This window comes from Dysgonomonas mossii DSM 22836, from assembly GCF_000213575.1.
Taxonomy (GTDB): domain Bacteria; phylum Bacteroidota; class Bacteroidia; order Bacteroidales; family Dysgonomonadaceae; genus Dysgonomonas; species Dysgonomonas mossii.
Genome location: NZ_GL892006.1, coordinates 668,761 through 688,526 on the forward strand (window position 1 = coordinate 668,761; position 19,766 = coordinate 688,526).

Below are 19,766 nucleotides of genomic sequence, written 5' to 3' on the forward strand. Positions count from 1 at the left end.
TAAAAACAAATGACACTTATATTCTTTCTGATATTTTCCATTGCTATTTTAGGGATAATGTTTGTCTTTTCTCTGATCAGGGGAGTAGCGTCTTTTATATTCGGAAGACCATCGTCTTCTCCTTTTTCGGGACAAAGGGCAAATAATACTTATTCATCGAATAATAACGAGCAATACAATCACTCATCAAAAAACGATCAACGCAAAGTCTTTTCGAAGAACGAAGGCGAATATGTAAAGTTTGAAGAGATAAAAGAATAGGAAAAAGTAAACATAAACAAAAAGCAGAAAGTCGAACGATTTTCTGCTTTATTTGTTTATACATTAAATGTCTACATTATCGCATTACCATTTATATTCAATTTAAAGCTGAACCCGAAATAGTCTGTCGCCTTACGGCATAGGAGCATACGCTCTATAAAGATCTCAAAATATTCCATCACAGCACTGATCTTCGTATCAATTGTAAGACAAAGAGTTATCGTCTTATTCTCTGTATCGAGTTTTAAATCAGCTTTCTCTACCGCATAGTTTACTCTATCATGTATATCGGTATGTATAGTTCTTTTGCGACGTACCCTGCTGCGACGCACATCTGTCTTATCGGCAATAATGAGTGCTGCCGCTACAGCATTGACAGGGAAGGCTGTTTTTTCATCATGGTTTCCTATAGCAGTGATAATCGTTGCAATATCTTCGGCTGGCATACCCATTTTTTCTAATAACCTAAAAGCCATCACTGCTCCGCTTTGCGCATGGTCGGCACGATTTATTACATTCCCTATATCGTGCATATAAGCAGCTATCTTTGCCAATTCTATATCCCGATCTTCATAGCCCAGATCTTTTAGTAATTGTCCTGCAACTTCGGCGCATTTGGTTGTATGGGCAAAGCTATGTTCGGTGTATCCCATCACAGCCAATGATGCGTCGGCCTGCTTGATATATGTTTTTATTTCCTGAGACTTCTTTACGTCTGCAAATGTTATTTTAATACTCATATTCAGTATTTGTAGGGTGTGGGGCTACAAATATATTATTTTTTGAGTAATACAAAGAACTAACTCTTCAAAATAAAAAGAGCAGCAAAATATTTTGCTACTCTTTCATATACTTGATTGCCTGATTTAAAACTCGGCATTGTTTGGTGTACGGGGGAAAGGAATCACATCACGGATATTCGCCATACCTGTAATAAACAAGATAAGACGCTCAAACCCTAATCCGAAACCGGCATGAGGTGCTGTACCGAATTTACGTGTTTCGAGATACCACCAGATAGGGTCTGTATTCATTCCCAGTTCCTTGGTACGGGTAATAAGTTTATCATAATCAGCTTCACGCTCCGAACCTCCGATGATTTCTCCAATCTTAGGGAAAAGGACATCCATGCCACGAACAGTTTTGCCATCTTCGTTCTGTTTCATATAGAAAGACTTGATCTCCTTTGGATAGTCGGTCAGGATAACAGGACGCTTGAAATGTTTTTCTACCAGATAGCGTTCGTGTTCCGATTGCAAGTCGGCTCCCCAATAAACAGGGAATTCGAATTTGTGTCCGCTCTTCTCCAGTATTTCTACCCCTTCGGTATATGTAAGGCGAACAAAGTCGTTAGCTGTAACAAAGTTCAGACGGTCTATCAATTCCTTATCGAAATGTTCGCTCAAGAATTCCAGATCATCCTTGCAGTTTTCCAACGCATAACGTATCAGATATTTTAGGAAGTCTTCCGCCAAGTCCATATTGTCGTGAATATCGTAGAACGCTACTTCGGGCTCTATCATCCAAAATTCGGCAAGATGTCGTGGAGTATTTGAATTCTCGGCACGGAATGTTGGGCCAAATGTATAAATAGCACCAAGAGCCATTGCACCAAGCTCCCCTTCGAGCTGTCCCGATACGGTAAGGTTGGTCTGGCGTCCGAAGAAATCTTCAACATAGTCTACCTGCCCTTTATCGTTGCGTGGAACGTTATTGAAGTCGAGTGTAGTTACCTGAAACATAGACCCTGCACCTTCTGCATCCGAAGCAGTTACAATAGGAGTATGGAAATAGAAAAATCCATTGTCATTGAAATATTTATGAATGGCATAAGCCATATGGTGACGTATACGGAATATTGCACCGAAAGTATTTGTACGAGGGCGCAGATAAGCAATCTCTCTCAAAAACTCGAGCGAGTGCCCTTTCTTTTGCAACGGATAAGTTTCAGGGTCTGCTGTTCCGTAGATCTCTACAGAGTCTGCCTGAATTTCCATTGTTTGTCCCTTACCCTGCGATTCTACCAACTTTCCGATAACATGGATACATGCTCCGGTACTTACTGGTTTGAAGAACGTCTCTCCAAATTTTTCCACATCGGCTACGATCTGAAGATTATGAATTGTAGAGCCATCGTTGAGGTGAATAAAATTCACATATTTATTACCACGAATAGTTCTTACCCATCCTTTTACGGCGACTGTAGCTCCAAATTCTTTCTCTTTTCGGAGCAGATCTACAATTTTTGTTCTACGAATACTTTCCATCTTTGTAATGTGTATTAAATCTTCAATTTGTCTATTTTGAACAAACTTGGCATAATGCCTTTTCAGGTTATGCCAAGTTTTCATTTAATATAATTATTTTATTCAAAAGCTCCCATACGAAGCATGTTCACTTCTTTTTCGGTCAGATAACGCCATTTGCTTCTCGGTATGTTTTTCTTTGTCAATCCGGCAAAGTATACACGGTCGAGTTTCACTACCTGATAACCTAATTTTTCGAATATACGACGAACAATTCGGTTACGTCCCGAGTGTATTTCAATACCTACCACATTCAGTACATCTTCTGCCTGATATGCAATTGAGTCGGCATGTATTTCTCCATCATCCAGCTCTACTCCGTCGGCTATAGCCTGCATATCTTCGATGGCTACATCACGGTCGAGAGTTACCTGATAGATTTTCTTTTTCTTAAACTTAGGATGCATCAGTTTAGATGCAAGGTCTCCGTCGTTTGTCAACAATAAAACACCTGTTGTGTTTCTATCGAGACGACCAACCGGATAGATACGTTCCGGGCAGGCATTTTTCACCAAGTCCATCACAGTAAGACGGTTTTGCGGATCATCTGATGTTGTCACACAATTTTTCGGTTTGTTGAGCAATACGTATACTTTACTTTCCAAGCGTACCGGCTGATCGTGGAATGTAACCAAGTCACCACGTGTAACTTTTGCTCCCAACTGATCTACTACCTCACCGTTTACCTTCACTACACCCGATGTGATAAACGCATCAGCTTCGCGACGTGAACATACTCCGGCATTAGCCAGATATTTGTTCAAACGTAAAGGCGTACTTGGATCTATATTTTCTTTGTACTTTACAGGCTTAACAAGTCTTTTAACTCCTTCGGCTGCTTTATTGTAGCCACCGCCACCACGGTTCGTATCACCATAGCCACCACCGCCGGAACGATTGCCGCCGCCATAGCTACCGCCACCGCTGCGATTACCGCCACCATAGCTACCGCCACCGCCACGATTGCCACCGCCATAGCTACCACCGCCAGAACGATTGCCAACTCCATAACTGCTGCCGCCGGTGCGATTGCCGCCGCCATAGCTACCGCCACCACTGCTGTAGTTGCCACCGCTACGGTTACCGCTATTATAATTACCGCCACGATTGCCCGAGTCGTAGTTACCGCCACGGTTGCCACCGCCGCTATAATTACCACCGCTACGGTTACCGCTATTGTAATTACCTCCGCCGCGATTACCTGAATCGTAGTTACCGCCACGACTACCTGAATAGCCGCCGCCGTCTCTGTCTCGATTGTCGGAATAACCACCACCGCTATATGATCGACGCTCTTCGTTTCCTCTATCGTAAGAAGAGCCTTGTCTGTCGCCACCTGCCTTATACGGATTTCTTTCTTTTCCACGGTCAGGGCTATCGTAAGATTGTTTGCGTAGATCGCCTACACGAGCTCGCTTCTTCTTTACAGGATCATTTCCATTTGATTTGTTTTCTGATGAAGAGTAACCATCCCGGCCGTCTCTATCACTTCCATTTTCTGTCACCATTTGATTTTTTTCTTGTTTAATTATATTACATTCATTTTTTTCAAAACAACCTCACGGTTATTATACAACGTAAAATTTATACACCTGTGTAAGTATGAGGTGTAATTTTTCTCAGTTCATCTTTCACAGCATTACTAACATTCAGCTCATCGATAAACTCTGCAATTGATTCTGCTGTAATTGCATTGTTCGTACGAGTAAGAGCCTTCAGTGCTTCATAAGGTTTCGGATATCCTTCACGACGAAGGATTGTTTGAATTCCTTCTGCTACAACTGCCCAGCAATTGTCCAGATCTCTATATAATGCTTCTTTATTCAACAATAATTTATCCAACCCTTTCAGTGTGCTTTGAATAGCTATCACGATATGCCCCATCGGTATACCGATATTGCGCAATACGGTAGAGTCTGTCAAGTCTCTTTGCAAGCGTGAAATAGGCAGTTTAACCGCCAGGTGTTCCAGTATTGCATTTGCTATACCCAGGTTACCTTCTGCATTTTCAAAATCGATAGGGTTTACTTTATGCGGCATTGCGGATGATCCGATTTCGCCCTCTTTGATCTTTTGCTTAAAATATTCCATCGAAATATATTGCCAAAAATCTCTGTTGAGGTCTATCATTATCGTATCGATGCGTTTCAAAGCATCAAACACCGCTGCCAAGTTGTCGTAATTGGATATCTGTGTTGTCCACTCTTCTCTCACCAATCCTAACTTTTCGGATACAAACTTGTTTCCAAAAGCTTTCCAGTCATATTCGGGATAGGCTACCGTGTGTGCGTTATAGTTTCCTGTAGCTCCTCCAAATTTAGCAGACAAAGGCACCGAGCGGAGCAATTGCAGCTGAGCCTGCAGGCGGCTGACAAAAACCATAATCTCCTTACCCAAGCGTGTTGGCGATGCAGGTTGTCCGTGCGTTTTGGCCAACATAGCCACATCTGCCCAAGCCTCAGCCTGAGATGTAAGCTTTACGATCAGCTCGTCGAGCAAAGGATAATACACGTCTGTCAATGCATCTTTTAAAGATAAAGGAACAGATGTATTATTTATATCCTGCGAGGTAAGTCCAAAGTGAATAAACTCTTTGTATTGTTCCAGTCCAAGCTCATCGAATTTCTCTTTTATAAAATATTCGACAGCCTTTACATCATGATTTGTTACTTTTTCAGTCTCTTTTACACGTGAAGCATCTTCTTCCGAAAAATTATCAACGATAGACTGTAGCTTAGGAAAAACTTCTTTATTTATATTTTTCAATTGAGGTAGCGGCAATTCACATAGAGCTATAAAGTATTCTACTTCTACTCGCACGCGATACTTTACAAGGGCATACTCTGAAAAATAATCGGCTAGTTTTTCTGTCTTATTGCGATAACGACCATCTATTGGCGAAATGGCAGTTAAGGGAGTTAGTCTCATTTTATGTTATAAGTACTTATGTGTTTTTAATTAGTCCTTTCTTAAAAAATCTCTCTTTCAATATCACTACTTACTTTGAACTACAAATATACAACAAAATATAGTTCTAAAAGGTTTTTATAGACTGTAAATCATCGTTTTTTTATCTTTTTAAGACAAAAAAAACAGCCTTGAAGTTCTTTTCCTAATCTGCATTTGTAAAAACATTGCAACGCATTTCTTTCGTGATAAAAAATCCACTTCGAATTTCTCTATGTACGTTTACTATCTTCTTTAAGAAAATAGATTAGCAAACACCGCACACAGAAGATAAGAAACTAGTAATCAAAGAGTATCAAAAACCATTCAAGATCTCCACAATCTTTACCAATTCATCTTCTCGCAAAGATGGATAAAGCGGAAGGCTCAATACCTGATCTTGTAACAATTCGCATACAGGCAAATGCAAATGACTTAGTTCAGCATAAGCCGGCTGTTTGTGTATGGCATACGGATAATGTATTTGAGTCTGGATGGAATTTTGCGATAAATACGGTTGGAGTTCTTCACGATCTTTGCAACGCAATACAAACAAATGAAACACATGACTATCCCAATCTCTTATTTCGGGCAAAATAAATCTTTCATTTTTTATGTTATCCAAGTAGAATTTTGCAATCTCCCGACGGCGTGAATTATCCGCATCCAAGTACTTTAATTTGACAGAAAGAATGGCGGCTTGCACTTCATCAAGGCGAGAGTTTAGTCCTTTGTAGTTGTGTATATACTTTTCATCAGAGCCGTAATTTGATAAACTATTTACCACCTCTGCCAATTGTGTATCGTCCGTTGTTACTGCTCCTGCATCGCCCAACGAGCCAAGATTCTTTACAGGATAAAAGCTAAATACTGCCGCATCGCCAATACTGCCCACTTTTTTGCCTTTATAGACTGCACCATGAGCTTGTGCAGCATCTTCGATAAGCAGAAGGTTATATTTGAGTGATAATTGCTTCAACTTATCCATATCCGCAACTTGCCCATATAGATGAACGGCAATTATAGCCCGGGTTTTGTTTGTTATTTTTTCTTCTGCCGAAGCAGGATCGATATTGTAAGTGGCAAGGTCGCAATCGGCTAAAACAGGAACAAGCCCGCATAGTGAAACAGCTAAGGCGGTAGCGATAAATGTATTGGCAGGCAGGATCACCTCATCTCCCTCCTTTATTCGCCCCATCGCCATATATCCCATCAGAATGAGACGCAGGGCATCAAGACCGTTGCCCACACCCACACAGTGAGAGACACTACAATGAGATGCAAATTGAGACTGAAAAGATTTATTCGCCGCTCCTCGTATATACCAACCTGAATCTATAATATGAGCAGTTGCTTCTTTCAGTTCAGGTGCATAGCGTTCGTTTTCTCGTTTTAGGTTAAGGAATAAAATTTCGTTCATGTCGTCTAAACTTTTTTGCCCAACATAACTTTCGCATTTTGTATAGCCGCCTCTGTTACCGTAGAACCGCTCAGCATACGGGCTATTTCCGTTAAACGTTCTTCATCGGACAAGCGCACCAAGTTTGTAGTTGTGGTATGTTCGTCATCCGATTTGTAAACCTTGTAATGCGCTTTGCCTTTAGCGGCAATCTGTGGCAAGTGTGTAATGGCCAGCACTTGCATATTCTTGCCAAACTCACGCATCACCTCTCCCATTTTGTCTGCTATTTCGCCCGAAACACCTGTATCTATTTCATCGAATATAATAGTAGGCAATGCCGTTGCACCTGCAATCATCGATTTGAGACAGAGCATCAGACGGGAAATTTCACCACCCGAGGCGATCTCCGCAACAGGTTGTAGAGGTACATTTTTATTTGCAGAAAACTGAAACAGCACACTGTCTAACCCATATATATTGGGATGTTTCTCTGCTATAATTTCACTTCTGAAACGAATGTTAGGCATACCCAAATAAGCAACCCGATCGGTGAGATCTTTCTCGAAACTATCGGTTATCGACGTACGACTATCGGTCAACTGCTTCGCAAGAGCGAATACCTTTTCCGACTTTTCGTGGACTTCCTTTTCCAGAGCTTCCACTTGCTGATCGGATGATTCTATATTTTCTATCTTTTGTTTAAATTCTTCATACAAAGCCAACAGTTCGGGCACAGTATTTACATGATACTTCTTCTGCAATGTGTAGATCAGATCGAGCCGTGATTCGATAAAAGCCAAACGCTCGGGGTTGAATTCCACGTCGTTTGCCAGTTTATCCATTTCAGAAGCAAGATCTTTAAGATCGATATACGCTGTTTGCAGACGCTCGGATATTTCTTCCGAACGGGCATATACCTTTGCCAACTGTTGAGACGTATTAAGCCCCTCTTTCAGCTCCAGCACGATTCCTTTATCGTCGTCAGACAACAAAGAGTGTATCTTGAACAATGCCGACTTTATATCTTCGGCGTGAGTTAGTGTCTCCAATTCGTTTTCCAATTCTTCCTGCTCCCCTTCCTGAAGAGCGGCTTCTGTCAAGGATTCGATCTGAAAACGAAGATAGTCTTCTTCCTCTTTACTTTTCCTCACGGCTTCACGAAGCTCTGCCAATGCCTTTTCCGATTGCTTGTATTGATGAAAGGCTTGTCGATATTTGCTCAGCAAGTCTTTATTGCCTGCCAAGGCATCCACCACCTGCATTTGGAAACGAGTGTCGGATAGCAACAAGTTCTGATGCTGCGAGTGTATATCGATCAACTGGCTACCCAATTCTTTCAGATCGGTGAGTGAGACAGGCGAATCGTTGATAAATGCTCTTGATTTTCCTGTAGAGAGTATTTCCCTGCGCAGGATATAACTATCGGGATCGTAGTCTATGCCTTTCTCTTCGCAAAAAGCTCTGAGATCGTATGCCGAAACATCGAACGATCCTTCGATAACGCATTTACTCTCCCCTTGCTTGATAGCCTTCATATCGGCACGCTGCCCAAGTATAAGAGACAGTGCTCCCAGAATAATAGATTTTCCGGCTCCCGTTTCTCCGGTAATAACAGAAAAGCCAGGCTCGAAGTCAATTTCGAGACTGTCTATCAAAGCATAATTTTTTATGTATAGCGATCTTAGCATGGCTAATATATCATTTACTAAAGTTGACATTCAGAACTACAATCTCCGACACTGTGCCAATCCTGTATTGAGGTCCCGCCAATCCAAGCCCGGAGGACACATATACATGCGTATCTCCTTTTTTCTTATATCCGTACGGAATCTCATACATAAATTTCATTTTCGAAGAAATACTCTCGGGCAATATCCCCCAATTGTATATCATGGACGAAACAGCCATAATCACATTGTTTGGGAAAAACTGACCGTTATGGGTATGACCATACAGAGCGATATCTGCACCGGCTTCAACCTCTTCTTGTAAGCGATGCGGTTCGTGATTCATCACAATTACAGGATATTGCCTGTCTACCCCCTGCATTATTTCGGGCAATTGTTTCCGGGTTTTGCACAAATCATCTTCCCTGCCCACAAGATAGAAAGAATCTGCGATCATAACAGTAGTATCACGCAAAACATTTATTCCGGCCTTTTGGCTCAACCACAAGATTTTTTCGTCCTTGGGTTCGCCCAGATCTATATACTCATGATTTCCTGTGGATGCATACACCCCATAAGGAGCTTTGAGCCGATGAAACTCTGTTTCCATTTGCTGCTCGTATAGCGATTTGGCATCGTAATCGACAATATCACCCACTAATAATATCAGGTCGGGTTTTTGCTCCATTATCTTATCCACATACATGGAAATAATTTTCTTGTCGATCAAGTATCCCGCATGTATATCTGTAGCCACCACTATGCGCAAGTTTTTCACATTGGGCGAATGCTTCTCTATCGTCAGGCTTTTCTCCGTTATCACAGGATGCCAGAATCGGTAGTTCCCATTCCACATCACAGCCACTACCAAGAGCAATGCTGTACAAAAATAAACAAGTCGAGGCTTTTTTGCTGCAAAATCGAGCGAAAATATTTTTTTCTTTTTATTAATATATTTCACTAAATCATACAATAAGAGCAGAGACGTCATATAGATAGTAAACAACATCCACGTTGTACCCGTCCAAGCGAATGTATGAAGTGCATCGAACGATAAGTGTTTTGAGGTAAAGAATCCGATAAAGTATATTATCAGCTCTGCAACATATATTGCAGTGTAAGGAATCTTAATATACTTCTTATCGGGCAATGCCTGCCATCCTCTCCAGTAGATGTATGCACTGAAGAATATCTGAATAATTATGGCATTGAAAAATACTCTCATTTCTTTTTGTTCACATCTATTACAACATACTCGGATTGTGTACCTATACGGAATTTCCCACCCCAGATACCAATACCCGAACTTACGTATATATTTGAATTCCCTTTTTTCACAAAACCATGATCTCTCTCATATAGCTTTTTGGTAATCATCGATATAGGCCACACCTGCCCTTGGTGGGTATGCCCCGAAATCTGTATATCGATACCGTTGGCTTCCGCCTCTTCGAGGTGATAAGGCTGATGATCGAGCATTATGATCGGCTTGGTATGATCGAGCCCAGCGACGAGCTCCTTCAACGATTTGCGGTTCGGGTTAGACTTATCGTCTCTCCCAACCACGTAGAAACAACTATCTACCTCGGCTACAGAATCACGCAAGAGACGCACTCCTGCTTTTGTAATAAAATCGAAGCTCTCTTTTGCTCCGCTTATATATTCATGGTTTCCGGGGCAAGCATAAATGCCCATCGGTGCTTTTATCTTATGAAAGACTTCTGCAAAACGTCCTTTTTTGAGCGGACGCACACTATTATCGATAATATCTCCCGCTATGAGTACAATGTCGGGATTTTCGGCATTTATCAGGTCTACCCATTTCTCAAACTCCTTTTCTCCGATACCATACCCCAAATGCAGATCGGTAATAGCAACAATGCGCAACGAGCGTGGCGAAATGGTATCGCCAAAGGTTTTATATATCTGAACAGGAAGATCGACCCTTACTTTCCATTGATATTTGAGATAGCCACAAGTCATCAGCAATGCAACAAAGCCTACCATCAGCCCCAACCCAACCCAGTTGTCTCTCGTATAACGGGTAATGGAGTCGCTCGGCATAAAGTGCAGCAGCTTATTACTAAGCCCCAGCAAATCCTTTGCGGCAATTATCATAAGGAAATAAAGAAGGATAAAAAACCATGCTGTACCCACTTTGTATAGCAACGAAGTAAGACCTACCGGCAAGGAGTCCCCGATCAAGAAGGATATAAAAAATGAAGTAACCGCTATAACCGCAAACGAAAGAAGTGCTATACGCCCCACATTACTCGGAGGCATCGCAATCCAAAAGTGCCTGAACACATAAAAATTAGCTAAGAGGTATACTGTGAATACTATAATAAAAAACATCGTTTTCATTTATACGTTTATTGTGTGTATATGTATATACAGATGCAAAAGATGCATAGGTAAAGAGTACGAGCTATCAACCTTTCGGTTTATGTAAAAAAAGAGCAGTCGCCAATGACCACTCTTTCGAATATCTTTCTATCGTATAAACGATTAGCTACGTCTGCCACTCATGGCTATCATGATGTAATATATAAGCGTAGCCAATGAGCCGATGGCGGCTATTACATACGTATAAGCTGCCCATTTGAGAGCATCCTTAGCCATATCATGATTGTTTACATTTGTCACTCCGGCAGTATTAAGCCAAGCCAAAGCACGGCTGCTGGCATTCACCTCTACAGGGAGTGTCACAAAACTGAATACCGTTGTCATTGCAAAAAGCGCAATACCAATCCATATCAAGGCAGGAAATATATTAATCGTAAATATTCCGGCAAGAATAACCCACATCACAATGCTTGATGAAAAGCTTACAACAGGCACAAGTGCCGAACGCATCTTCAATGGTCCGTACTCGTGAGCATGCTGTACTGCATGACCACATTCGTGAGCAGCTACGGCAGCAGCAGCCACACTATTGCTGGCATATACACCTTCGCTCAGGTTGACTGTCTTATTGGCAGGGTTGTAGTGATCCGAAAGCATACCGCTTGTAGATACAACTTTCACATCATAAATCCCATTGTCATGAAGCATCTTTTCGGCTACATCACGACCTGTCATTCCGCTACTCAACGGAACTTTAGAGTACTTATTAAACTTGCTTTTCAGCATCTGCTGAACTGCAAAACTGGCTATTGCTATTAGTCCAAATAATATCCAACCTATAGGCATAGTCTATTTCTTTTTAAAATGTTTTTTCTACTAATTTACTTGTTAATAACTAAACAAAAAATGTGCCACCTGAGTTTTTGTCATATAATGTATTTGAATGACAATCACATTTCTTAATTAAATTTGACTTATTTTTCGTTTCAGTCGTCTTTATTAAAAACCTAATGTCATGCAGAATGAAACAAAATCGTCTTTTTCTATCTTCAAGACGCCTTATTCTCATTCAGCATGACAAAGAGGTCGATATATTTCTTATCAGAAATTATTTACGAATAATGGTCTGCGCTCTGTCTGGCCCGAGCGAAACAATACGGATAGGCACACCAAGTTCTTTTTCGAGGAATGCAACATAATCGCTGAATTCTTTCGGAAACTGGTCTTCCTTCTGCATTTTTGTCATATCGGTTTGCCAGCCCTTCATTTCCTGATATATCGGTTTGATAGTATCATCTATCTCGAAAGGAAATTCAGTTACTCTCTCTCCGTTTACTTCATAAGCTACACAGGCTTTTATCGTATCGAACGTATCGAGTACGTCGCTCTTCATCATTATCAACTGGCTCACACCGTCTATCATTATAGCGTAGCGCAATGCAACCAGATCGATCCATCCGCAACGACGTGGACGGCCTGTTACCGAGCCAAACTCAAATCCGAATTCACGCAACTTATCTCCTGTAGCATCATGCAGCTCGGTAGGAAACGGCCCGCTACCCACACGTGTACAATATGCCTTGAAAATTCCGTACACCTCTCCGATATTTCGAGGGGCAATACCCAGACCTGTAGATGCTCCGGCTGTGATTGTATTGGAAGATGTAACAAACGGATACGACCCGAAATCGATATCAAGCATTGTACCTTGTGCACCCTCTGCCAATATTTTTTTGCCCGACTTGGTCGCATTATTTATAAAATGCTCGCTGTCGATAAAAGTAAATTCTTTGAGCTTCTTCACTCCTTCAAACCACTCTTTCTCGATATCAGCCAGCGCATTTGTATCGTAATTATATTGATTGAGAATTCTCAGATGCTTTGCTTTGGCAGCATTGTATTTTTCTTCAAAGTTGTGAAGAATATCTCCCACACGCAAGCCGTTGCGGCTAACCTTGTCGGTATATGTAGGGCCAATACCCTTACCTGTAGTTCCTATCTTAGAGTCTCCCTTCGATGCTTCGTAGCATGCGTCGAGCAAACGGTGTGTAGGAAGGATAAGATGAGCCTTCTTGGAGATATATAGTCTCGATTTGAGATCATGTCCCGATTTTTCCAATGCTTCTATTTCTCCTTTGAATAAAGCAGGATCGAGCACAACACCGTTGCCGATAACATTCAGCTTATTACCCTGAAATATACCGGATGGCACTGAACGGAGAACATACTTTTTGCCTTCAAACTCCAGTGTATGCCCAGCATTTGGGCCACCTTGAAAACGGGCTACGATTTCATAATCAGGCGTTAGAACATCTACTATCTTTCCTTTACCTTCGTCGCCCCATTGCAGGCCGAGCAATACATCTACTTTCATTTTTTCTTATTAATACGAGTATTCTTACTTTCTGTTACTTTATTCTTTTTTTCTTCGGTCTTCTTCGCACGCATACATTTGTTGCATATACCATAAATATACATGCTGTAATAGCTAACCTTGAAGCGTTGCAGTTTTTTCTGTTGAGCAGGAGTGAACAGATTGCCATTTTTGTGCTCTTTCACCTCGCCGCAACTAAGACAGATCAGATGGTCATGATTTTCATTACCAAAAGCACGTTCGTACTGAGACACATTTGCTCCAAACTGATGCTTGACTACCAGATTGCAATCCAGCAACAGCTCTATCGTATTGTACAATGTGGCTCGGCTAACCCTAAAACACGACTGCTTCATAGAATTGTAAAGGGAGTCCATATCGAAATGCCCTTTGGTAGAATAGATGTGATCCAGTATTGCGTATCTTTCGGGAGTTTTACGATGCTTGTTTAAATTCAGATAATCTGTGAATTCGTTCTTAACTTGTTCTTTTAGTTTAATGTTATCCATTTAAAAAAATCTGATCTGAACAAAAATACATCTTTTTAAAGAATAAACAGTGGTATAACCCCATAAAAAAAAGAAAGTGTTCATAAAAATCAGTACCTCAAAGACTTTATAACAGAAAAAAAAAGAAAAAGAGAACTCTCACGAGCTCTCTTTTTCGAAAGGAAATCAAAAAGAATATTAATAAATATTCAGGTTAGTCGTTTCGCTATCGTCGCTTGGTATGTCTTTAGGTTGAGCTTCAACCGCACCATACTTGTATTCAATCGTATCTGTCTTGGTTTTCCCATCAAAGTCCACCCATGTTATTTCAAATGTTACTTTATCCCGTCCTTCTATCAGATATGGCTCTAGGTTGAAAGATACATAGCCACTCACAGGATAATGCTCCGGATCTTGTCGTTGGTTGTGTCTGAATTCCAGTTTCACCACATCACCTGACACCGACAAGTCGGGTTGAGCTGACACAAGATTGAGCATGTGAGCTGTAGTTCCGCCACTGTTATATCCGAAATAGATATTCAGATAGCCCCCACTTGCCCATGCAGAATGAACCTTAATAGGATTGTGCCCGATACTGTCTTGCTTTGCCTGATCGTCAGACGGGATGTATATTACTCCCTTGGTCAGTACATCTTTGTAGCCGTTGAGTTTGATAGCATGATCATATCCCTGATATTGGTCGGATAAGATCGTGTAGTTTATAATAGCTCTGTTATATTTTGGTTTAAGATTTAACCCAACAGGAGCTGCAATCCACAGTTTTTTTCCATTATCGAGCGTAAAATCATACGTGTTTTCTCCCACTTTGTTTACGGTTACCATCGACACCCAATATTTATCGAGTGAGTAACCATCATCATCCGAACAAGAAGAAAATCCTGTTGTTAAAACAAAGCCGAGAATTGATGCTAAAAATAGTTTTACAGTTTTCTTCATAACTCTTTATTTTTTTAATGTATAGTTTAAAATACTTTTCCCTTACAATATAATAGACAATATTTTGCCCCTCATGCTGCATGAGAAAAATACAAATTAATGTTAAACAATCAATTATTATCTATAATACAGAAAGTTAGCTACCTCTTCTGTTTGAAAAATTCTTTCATCAAAGAAGCGCATTCGTCTTCCATGACTCCGGAAACAACTTCAGTTTTGGGGTGTAATATGGATGGAGAAAATACAGAGTAGCCTTTTTTTTCATCTTTTGCCCCATATACAATTTTAGAGATTTGAGACCAGAGTAAACCTCCGGCACACATCGGGCATGGTTCTATGGTAACATACAAGATACAATCGGTAAGATATTTACCACCAAGCACATTGGCTGCTGCCGTAATCGCCTGCATCTCTGCATGGGCTGTGACATCGGTAAGCGTTTCGGTAAGATTGTGTCCACGTGCAATAATACGCCCCTTGCAAACAACTACTGCACCTATAGGCACTTCGCCCTTGTCGAATGCCTGACGGGCTTCGTTGAGAGCCTGACGCATATAGTAGTCGTCGTTGAGAATATTGGTTGTCATCGGCGCATTTCGTTTTCGCCAAAGAGCGTAGGATAATCCTGCTCAAGGCTTTTAAGTACATGGGTAATAATTGTTTCCCTGCACCATCGCGAACGGTTGGCTATCTTGTATTTTTTTATGTACGAAGATATAAGGGCATACTCTTCTTCGTTGAGCGAGAAAAGCAAATGCTTCGTGCGGTTACTATGTGCCCCTTTCTTCTTTGGTTTCATTGCTGCAAAAGTAAGTACTTATCTGAATATCTGAAAGGATTTTGAGAAGAATATACATTTAGCCTAACCTTTAGCCTCATCTTCTTCAAAATTGATGCGCAACTGAACAGCATCGTACCAACCCATTTCATCATCGCTATTCTTTACCCCCAAACCAATAAGGCGAACTTTAGGAGATAGATCGACGAGCTTAAGCAACTCAAATCCTGCTTTGTAAAACAATTCGTAGTCTTCCACAGCATCGGCGAATGTACGGCTTCGGGTTATTATCTTAAAGTCAGCATATTTGATTTTCAGGGTTACGGTTCTTCCCTTAAACTTCTTCTTCTGTAAGTAATCGAACGTATCGCGTGCCACGGCATCCAACTCCACAGCCAATTCGTCGAGCGAGTCGATATCCCTGTCGAAGGTTGTTTCGGAGCTGATAGACTTTCTGATGCGTTGCGACTCCACAGGGCGATAATCGATGGCTCGTGCATTCTGATAATAAATATGCCCTGCTTTACCAAATACAGATACAAGCTCATTCTCCGAACGTTGCTTCAAGTCCCATCCCGTCTTGATGCCCATTTGATGCATTACTTTGGCTGTCACCTTCCCTACCCCAAAGAATCGCTCGATAGCCAGCGACTCCACAAACTGCTCTGCCACTTTCGGTTTTACAACAAACAGCCCGTTTGGTTTATTCTGATCGGAGGCGATCTTAGCTAAAAACTTATTGAACGAAACTCCTGCCGAAGCTGTCAGATTTGTAGCTTCTCGTATCTTTTGCTTAATCTCCTGTGCTATCTGAGTGGCTGAAGCTATATTCATATTATTCTCGGTAACATCGAGGAACGCTTCGTCCAGCGAGAGGGGCTCTACCAAATCGGTGTATTCGTGGAATATCTCCATTATTTGTCTCGAAACAGACTTGTAGACATCGAAGCGAGCAGGAACAAATATCAGATGCGGGCATTTACGCAAAGCCGTTTTGGATGCCATAGCCGAACGCACACCGTAGCGACGAGCCTCGTAACTGGCTGCCGCCACTACTCCCCGAGGTCCCGCATAACCCACAGCAAGAGGCTTACCCCTGTATTCGGGATAGTCACGCTGCTCGATAGATGCATAGAAAGCATCCATGTCTATGTGGATTATTTTTCGCATATTCTTTCTTACTCCAACTAAAGAGTAACAAAAGTGTACATAAAAATCTTATTGCAATAATTATTTTAAGACTTTCATAATATTACCGGGAGGACGTTGTGCTTCCAACTCTTTTTTCATGAAGTCCATATAGGGGGCTATATGTTCGAAGAACTTGTAATACCCATTACATAGATAATTGATTTCTTCGCCCGATTGAGTTTTTGATATTCGGTTTTTAGGGCATTCGCCACGACAAGCAAACAAATACTTACATTGCTTACACTGAGAAGATAAGGAAGCCGACTTTGCTAACCCAAAATCTGTTTGTTGCGTCGAGTACATCATCTCCATTAATGTCTTGTCTTTTATATTACCCAGCTTATATTGAGGATATACGAAGTGATCGCAAGAATACACATCACCATTAAATTCCATAACTCCCGCATGTCCGCAATTCTTAGCAAAGATACAAATTCCGGGGTCTACCCCAACCCAATTGGCGAGTGCAGAATCGAAGTATTGAACGAAATATGTTCCGACATCTTTTCTTACCCACTCGTTGAATACAGCAATGAGAAAATCGCCCCATTTTTCGGGTGTAACACTCCATTGAGTTACATTCCCATTGCTGTCTCTTTCTACAGCGGGAGAGAATTGGATGTAATGAGAATCGATATCTTTAAAAAACTGATAAAACTCTAGCGGATAGTTGATATTAAAGTCATTTACAACTCCCATTATATTGTATTCCACTCCATGCTTCTTTAGAAGATTGACCCCTCGCACAACATGATCGAATGTCGGACGCAGATCTTTTGTTGTTCTGTATTTGTCATGGAAGGGCTTAGCCCCATCAATGGAGATACCGATCAGGAAGTTGTTTTCTCTAAAAAACTCACACCACTCATCATTCAACAGCGTGCCGTTGGTTTGCAGGGTATTCGATATTTGTTTCCCTTTAGCATATTTACGTTGCAGCTCAAGTGCTTTCTTATAAAACGAGATGTCACGCATCAAAGGTTCGCCCCCATGCCATGTAAAAAGTATCGGCTGCATGGTTTGCGCCTCGATGTATTGAGAGACAAACCGCTCCAGCAGATCGTCACTCATTATTGTCTTACTACCCTTATAGGAATACAGTTCCTTCTTCTCCAGATAATAACAGTAAGTGCACCCTAGATTACAAACAGCTCCTATTGGCTTGAGCATCACATACAGTGGCTTTGCAAAAGGAGCATACGTTTTTGAAGACATCCGGTCTGGTTTTAGATTGTGATATTATTTCTAGTTGATAATAGAAGGACGAAAAAAGCTTTTCACTCACTTAAAATTCATCTACCTTGAGTGTCTTTCTATAATTATCGAGAGCTGTCTGCAACTCCTTCGTTATTTCTTCATACCCTTCTTTTCCGTAGAGGTTATGTAATTCAGTCGGATCATTTTGCAGATCGAACAATTCGTTACAATTGAGATCTTCATCATTGCCTATTTCCCCTTTACCGTAGAAATGAATCAGCTTATATCTTTCTGTCCTTACTCCATCATGACGCCGTACATTGTGAATGGCAGGATAATCATAATAGTGATAATATAAATCTTTTCTCCAATTTTTAGGAGTTTTGCCGTCAAACAATCCTTCAAGAGAAACTCCGCTCATTTCTGTGGGCTTCTCTACTCCGGCTAATGACAAGTAAGTAGGTGCAAAGTCTATATTCTGTACCAAAGCAGCGGTTTTCGTCCCTGACTTTATGGCTTTGGGATAACGTATTATCAGCGGTGTTCTGAACGATTCTTCGTACATAAAACGCTTATCGAACCACCCATGTTCTCCCATATAAAAACCTTGATCGGAGGTGTACACAATAATTGTATTATCCATCAAGCCTTCTTTTTCGAGGTAATCAATCAAACGTCCGACTTCATCGTCAATCGATTTTATACAGCGAAGATAATCTCTCATATAACGTTGAAATTTCCAATCGAGCAGCGCATCGCCGGACAGGTTACTGTTGATGAATTCCATATTCTTAGGGTGATAGGCCTTCTCCCAAGCTTCACGCTGAGCTGGAGTCATTTGATTCATCGCTTGTTGCAAGCCTCCATCACTCCATTCCTTATTATAGGGTGGTGTATTCTTTAATTCATTTAGCTTCAGATCATAAATAAATGTCATGGTCTTATCGATAGTCATATCCTGAGTGCGGGCAGCAGAGCAACGGCTTTCGTAATCGTCATAGAATGTTTCAGGTTTAGGGAATTCTACATCTTCGTACAAGTCGTAGTACTTGGCTTCGGGCATCCAGTTTCTGTGTGGAGCTTTATGATGTACCAATAGGGCAAAAGGTTTGCTCTTATCTCTGTTTTTAAGAAAATCTATCGAATGAGTTGTAATCAGGTTGGTCGCATACCCCTCTTCTCGAATGTATTTGCCGTGAGAGCCTTTCGTTTTGAAGCTCGGATTATAATAATCTCCCTGATCGTTGAGCACGCAATAATAATCAAACCCTTTTGGTTCGCATTGCATATGCCATTTACCTACAATTCCTGTTTGATACCCTGCCTGTGTAAGCAATTCAGAAAAAAAGATTTTGGTTGTATCTATACCTGCACCCAACTGACGTTGCCCGTTCTGATGGCTATACAAGCCTGTCATAAGGCATGCCCGACTCGGTGTAGATAATGAGTTTTCGACAAAGGCTTGCTGAAACAACATACCTTCGTTCGCCAATCGGTCTATATTGGGTGTAGGAGCTAATTTGGAGATAGGATGCCCGTATGCACTGATTGTCTGAAACGAATGATCGTCCGTCATTATATGAATAATATTGGGACGGGATTGAGGTGTATCGCTCTGTTTATTTTGGCTATAACTATATGGGCTAAGCATTGATGCGGGAATAATTACTAAAGTAAACCTCTTTAAATCTATCATGGAATATCAGGTGTTTGGGTTAAAACAATACTCTAAAATTAATAAAAATAAATTGAATGATAAAACAAAAGTAACACGCCTCAGGCTGTTACTTTTATATTATTTCCCTCACATCTAATGTTATATTTACTGAAAGATAGAAAGTTGCAAGTTCAAG

18 protein-coding genes are annotated in these 19,766 nt (G+C 41.1%); 1 reads left to right on the forward strand and 17 read right to left on the reverse strand.

Features of this window, described 5'->3' with window-relative positions; all coding sequences use genetic code 11:
* Positions 1-9 precede the first annotated feature (9 nt).
* Positions 10-261, forward strand: coding sequence for a DUF4834 family protein (locus tag HMPREF9456_RS09745; protein WP_006843346.1), 252 nt, complete (start codon positions 10-12; stop codon positions 259-261).
* A 71-nt stretch (positions 262-332) separates the two neighbouring features.
* Here the strand turns inward: HMPREF9456_RS09745 and HMPREF9456_RS09750 are convergent, their stop codons facing one another.
* The 17 genes from HMPREF9456_RS09750 to HMPREF9456_RS09830 form a co-directional block, all read right to left on the reverse strand.
* Positions 333-1,001 carry an HD domain-containing protein gene (locus HMPREF9456_RS09750; protein ID WP_006843347.1) on the reverse strand — a complete coding sequence of 223 codons (669 nt, stop codon included), beginning with the start codon at positions 999-1,001 and terminating at the stop codon, positions 333-335.
* Between the two features lie 126 nt (positions 1,002-1,127).
* Entirely contained in the window at positions 1,128-2,528 is a 1,401-nt protein-coding gene (asnS, locus tag HMPREF9456_RS09755) for an asparagine--tRNA ligase (protein WP_026177070.1), read from the reverse strand.
* Between the two features lie 98 nt (positions 2,529-2,626).
* Positions 2,627-4,075, reverse strand: coding sequence for a pseudouridine synthase (locus HMPREF9456_RS09760; RefSeq protein ID WP_006843349.1), 1,449 nt, complete (start codon positions 4,073-4,075; stop codon positions 2,627-2,629).
* Positions 4,076-4,151: 76 nt separating this feature from the next.
* A complete protein-coding gene (gene purB / locus HMPREF9456_RS09765; RefSeq protein WP_006843350.1) occupies positions 4,152-5,495 on the reverse strand; it encodes an adenylosuccinate lyase in 1,344 nt (447 codons plus the stop codon).
* Between the two features lie 334 nt (positions 5,496-5,829).
* Positions 5,830-6,933, reverse strand: a complete 1,104-nt coding sequence (locus tag HMPREF9456_RS09770) for a DegT/DnrJ/EryC1/StrS family aminotransferase (RefSeq protein WP_006843351.1) — start codon at positions 6,931-6,933, stop codon at positions 5,830-5,832.
* 5 nt (positions 6,934-6,938) lie between these two features.
* A complete protein-coding gene (recN, locus tag HMPREF9456_RS09775) occupies positions 6,939-8,603 on the reverse strand; it encodes a DNA repair protein RecN (protein WP_006843352.1) in 1,665 nt (554 codons plus the stop codon).
* Between the two features lie 10 nt (positions 8,604-8,613).
* On the reverse strand, positions 8,614-9,807 hold the full coding sequence (locus HMPREF9456_RS09780) for a metallophosphoesterase (RefSeq protein ID WP_006843353.1): 1,194 nt from the start codon (positions 9,805-9,807) through the stop codon (positions 8,614-8,616).
* Positions 9,804-10,946 carry a metallophosphoesterase gene (locus HMPREF9456_RS09785; RefSeq protein ID WP_006843354.1) on the reverse strand — a complete coding sequence of 381 codons (1,143 nt, stop codon included), beginning with the start codon at positions 10,944-10,946 and terminating at the stop codon, positions 9,804-9,806. Before HMPREF9456_RS09785 ends, HMPREF9456_RS09780 begins: the two co-directional genes overlap by 4 nt.
* A gap of 144 nt (positions 10,947-11,090) precedes the next feature.
* Complete coding sequence (locus tag HMPREF9456_RS09790; protein WP_006843355.1) at positions 11,091-11,774, reverse strand: zinc metallopeptidase; 684 nt, start codon at positions 11,772-11,774, stop codon at positions 11,091-11,093.
* 262 nt (positions 11,775-12,036) lie between these two features.
* Positions 12,037-13,302 (reverse strand): adenylosuccinate synthase, encoded by a 1,266-nt coding sequence (locus tag HMPREF9456_RS09795; RefSeq protein ID WP_006843356.1) that lies wholly within the window; start codon positions 13,300-13,302, stop codon positions 12,037-12,039.
* On the reverse strand, positions 13,299-13,811 hold the full coding sequence (locus HMPREF9456_RS09800) for a Fur family transcriptional regulator (protein ID WP_006843357.1): 513 nt from the start codon (positions 13,809-13,811) through the stop codon (positions 13,299-13,301). The genes HMPREF9456_RS09795 and HMPREF9456_RS09800 overlap by 4 nt, the downstream gene beginning before the upstream one ends.
* 177 nt (positions 13,812-13,988) lie before the next feature.
* Positions 13,989-14,747 (reverse strand): NigD1/NigD2 family lipoprotein, encoded by a 759-nt coding sequence (locus HMPREF9456_RS09805; protein WP_006843358.1) that lies wholly within the window; start codon positions 14,745-14,747, stop codon positions 13,989-13,991.
* Positions 14,748-14,887: 140 nt separating this feature from the next.
* The gene (locus HMPREF9456_RS09810; RefSeq protein ID WP_006843359.1) at positions 14,888-15,334 is read right to left on the reverse strand and encodes a nucleoside deaminase; all 447 of its coding nucleotides are present in this window, start codon (positions 15,332-15,334) and stop codon (positions 14,888-14,890) included.
* Positions 15,331-15,546, reverse strand: coding sequence for a hypothetical protein (locus tag HMPREF9456_RS09815; RefSeq protein WP_018074919.1), 216 nt, complete (start codon positions 15,544-15,546; stop codon positions 15,331-15,333). Before HMPREF9456_RS09815 ends, HMPREF9456_RS09810 begins: the two co-directional genes overlap by 4 nt.
* Before the next feature lie 63 nt (positions 15,547-15,609).
* Positions 15,610-16,695 carry a DNA polymerase IV gene (gene dinB / locus HMPREF9456_RS09820; RefSeq protein ID WP_018074920.1) on the reverse strand — a complete coding sequence of 362 codons (1,086 nt, stop codon included), beginning with the start codon at positions 16,693-16,695 and terminating at the stop codon, positions 15,610-15,612.
* Between the two features lie 60 nt (positions 16,696-16,755).
* Positions 16,756-17,931, reverse strand: a complete 1,176-nt coding sequence (locus HMPREF9456_RS09825; RefSeq protein ID WP_006843361.1) for an anaerobic sulfatase-maturation protein — start codon at positions 17,929-17,931, stop codon at positions 16,756-16,758.
* Between the two features lie 70 nt (positions 17,932-18,001).
* Positions 18,002-19,564, reverse strand: coding sequence for a sulfatase family protein (locus HMPREF9456_RS09830; protein WP_006843362.1), 1,563 nt, complete (start codon positions 19,562-19,564; stop codon positions 18,002-18,004).
* Between the last annotated feature and the right edge of the window lie 202 nt (positions 19,565-19,766).

Coding starts and splice junctions, on each gene's coding strand:
- HMPREF9456_RS09745 (WP_006843346.1), top strand. CDS start 10: ATGACACTTATATTCTTTCTGATATTTTCCATTGCTATTTTAGGGATA.
- HMPREF9456_RS09750 (WP_006843347.1), bottom strand. CDS start 1,001: ATGAGTATTAAAATAACATTTGCAGACGTAAAGAAGTCTCAGGAAATA.
- asnS (WP_026177070.1), bottom strand. CDS start 2,528: ATGGAAAGTATTCGTAGAACAAAAATTGTAGATCTGCTCCGAAAAGAG.
- HMPREF9456_RS09760 (WP_006843349.1), bottom strand. CDS start 4,075: ATGGTGACAGAAAATGGAAGTGATAGAGACGGCCGGGATGGTTACTCT.
- purB (WP_006843350.1), bottom strand. CDS start 5,495: ATGAGACTAACTCCCTTAACTGCCATTTCGCCAATAGATGGTCGTTAT.
- HMPREF9456_RS09770 (WP_006843351.1), bottom strand. CDS start 6,933: ATGAACGAAATTTTATTCCTTAACCTAAAACGAGAAAACGAACGCTAT.
- recN (WP_006843352.1), bottom strand. CDS start 8,603: ATGCTAAGATCGCTATACATAAAAAATTATGCTTTGATAGACAGTCTC.
- HMPREF9456_RS09780 (WP_006843353.1), bottom strand. CDS start 9,807: ATGAGAGTATTTTTCAATGCCATAATTATTCAGATATTCTTCAGTGCA.
- HMPREF9456_RS09785 (WP_006843354.1), bottom strand. CDS start 10,946: ATGAAAACGATGTTTTTTATTATAGTATTCACAGTATACCTCTTAGCT.
- HMPREF9456_RS09790 (WP_006843355.1), bottom strand. CDS start 11,774: ATGCCTATAGGTTGGATATTATTTGGACTAATAGCAATAGCCAGTTTT.
- HMPREF9456_RS09795 (WP_006843356.1), bottom strand. CDS start 13,302: ATGAAAGTAGATGTATTGCTCGGCCTGCAATGGGGCGACGAAGGTAAA.
- HMPREF9456_RS09800 (WP_006843357.1), bottom strand. CDS start 13,811: ATGGATAACATTAAACTAAAAGAACAAGTTAAGAACGAATTCACAGAT.
- HMPREF9456_RS09805 (WP_006843358.1), bottom strand. CDS start 14,747: ATGAAGAAAACTGTAAAACTATTTTTAGCATCAATTCTCGGCTTTGTT.
- HMPREF9456_RS09810 (WP_006843359.1), bottom strand. CDS start 15,334: ATGACAACCAATATTCTCAACGACGACTACTATATGCGTCAGGCTCTC.
- HMPREF9456_RS09815 (WP_018074919.1), bottom strand. CDS start 15,546: ATGAAACCAAAGAAGAAAGGGGCACATAGTAACCGCACGAAGCATTTG.
- dinB (WP_018074920.1), bottom strand. CDS start 16,695: ATGCGAAAAATAATCCACATAGACATGGATGCTTTCTATGCATCTATC.
- HMPREF9456_RS09825 (WP_006843361.1), bottom strand. CDS start 17,931: ATGTCTTCAAAAACGTATGCTCCTTTTGCAAAGCCACTGTATGTGATG.
- HMPREF9456_RS09830 (WP_006843362.1), bottom strand. CDS start 19,564: ATGCTTAGCCCATATAGTTATAGCCAAAATAAACAGAGCGATACACCT.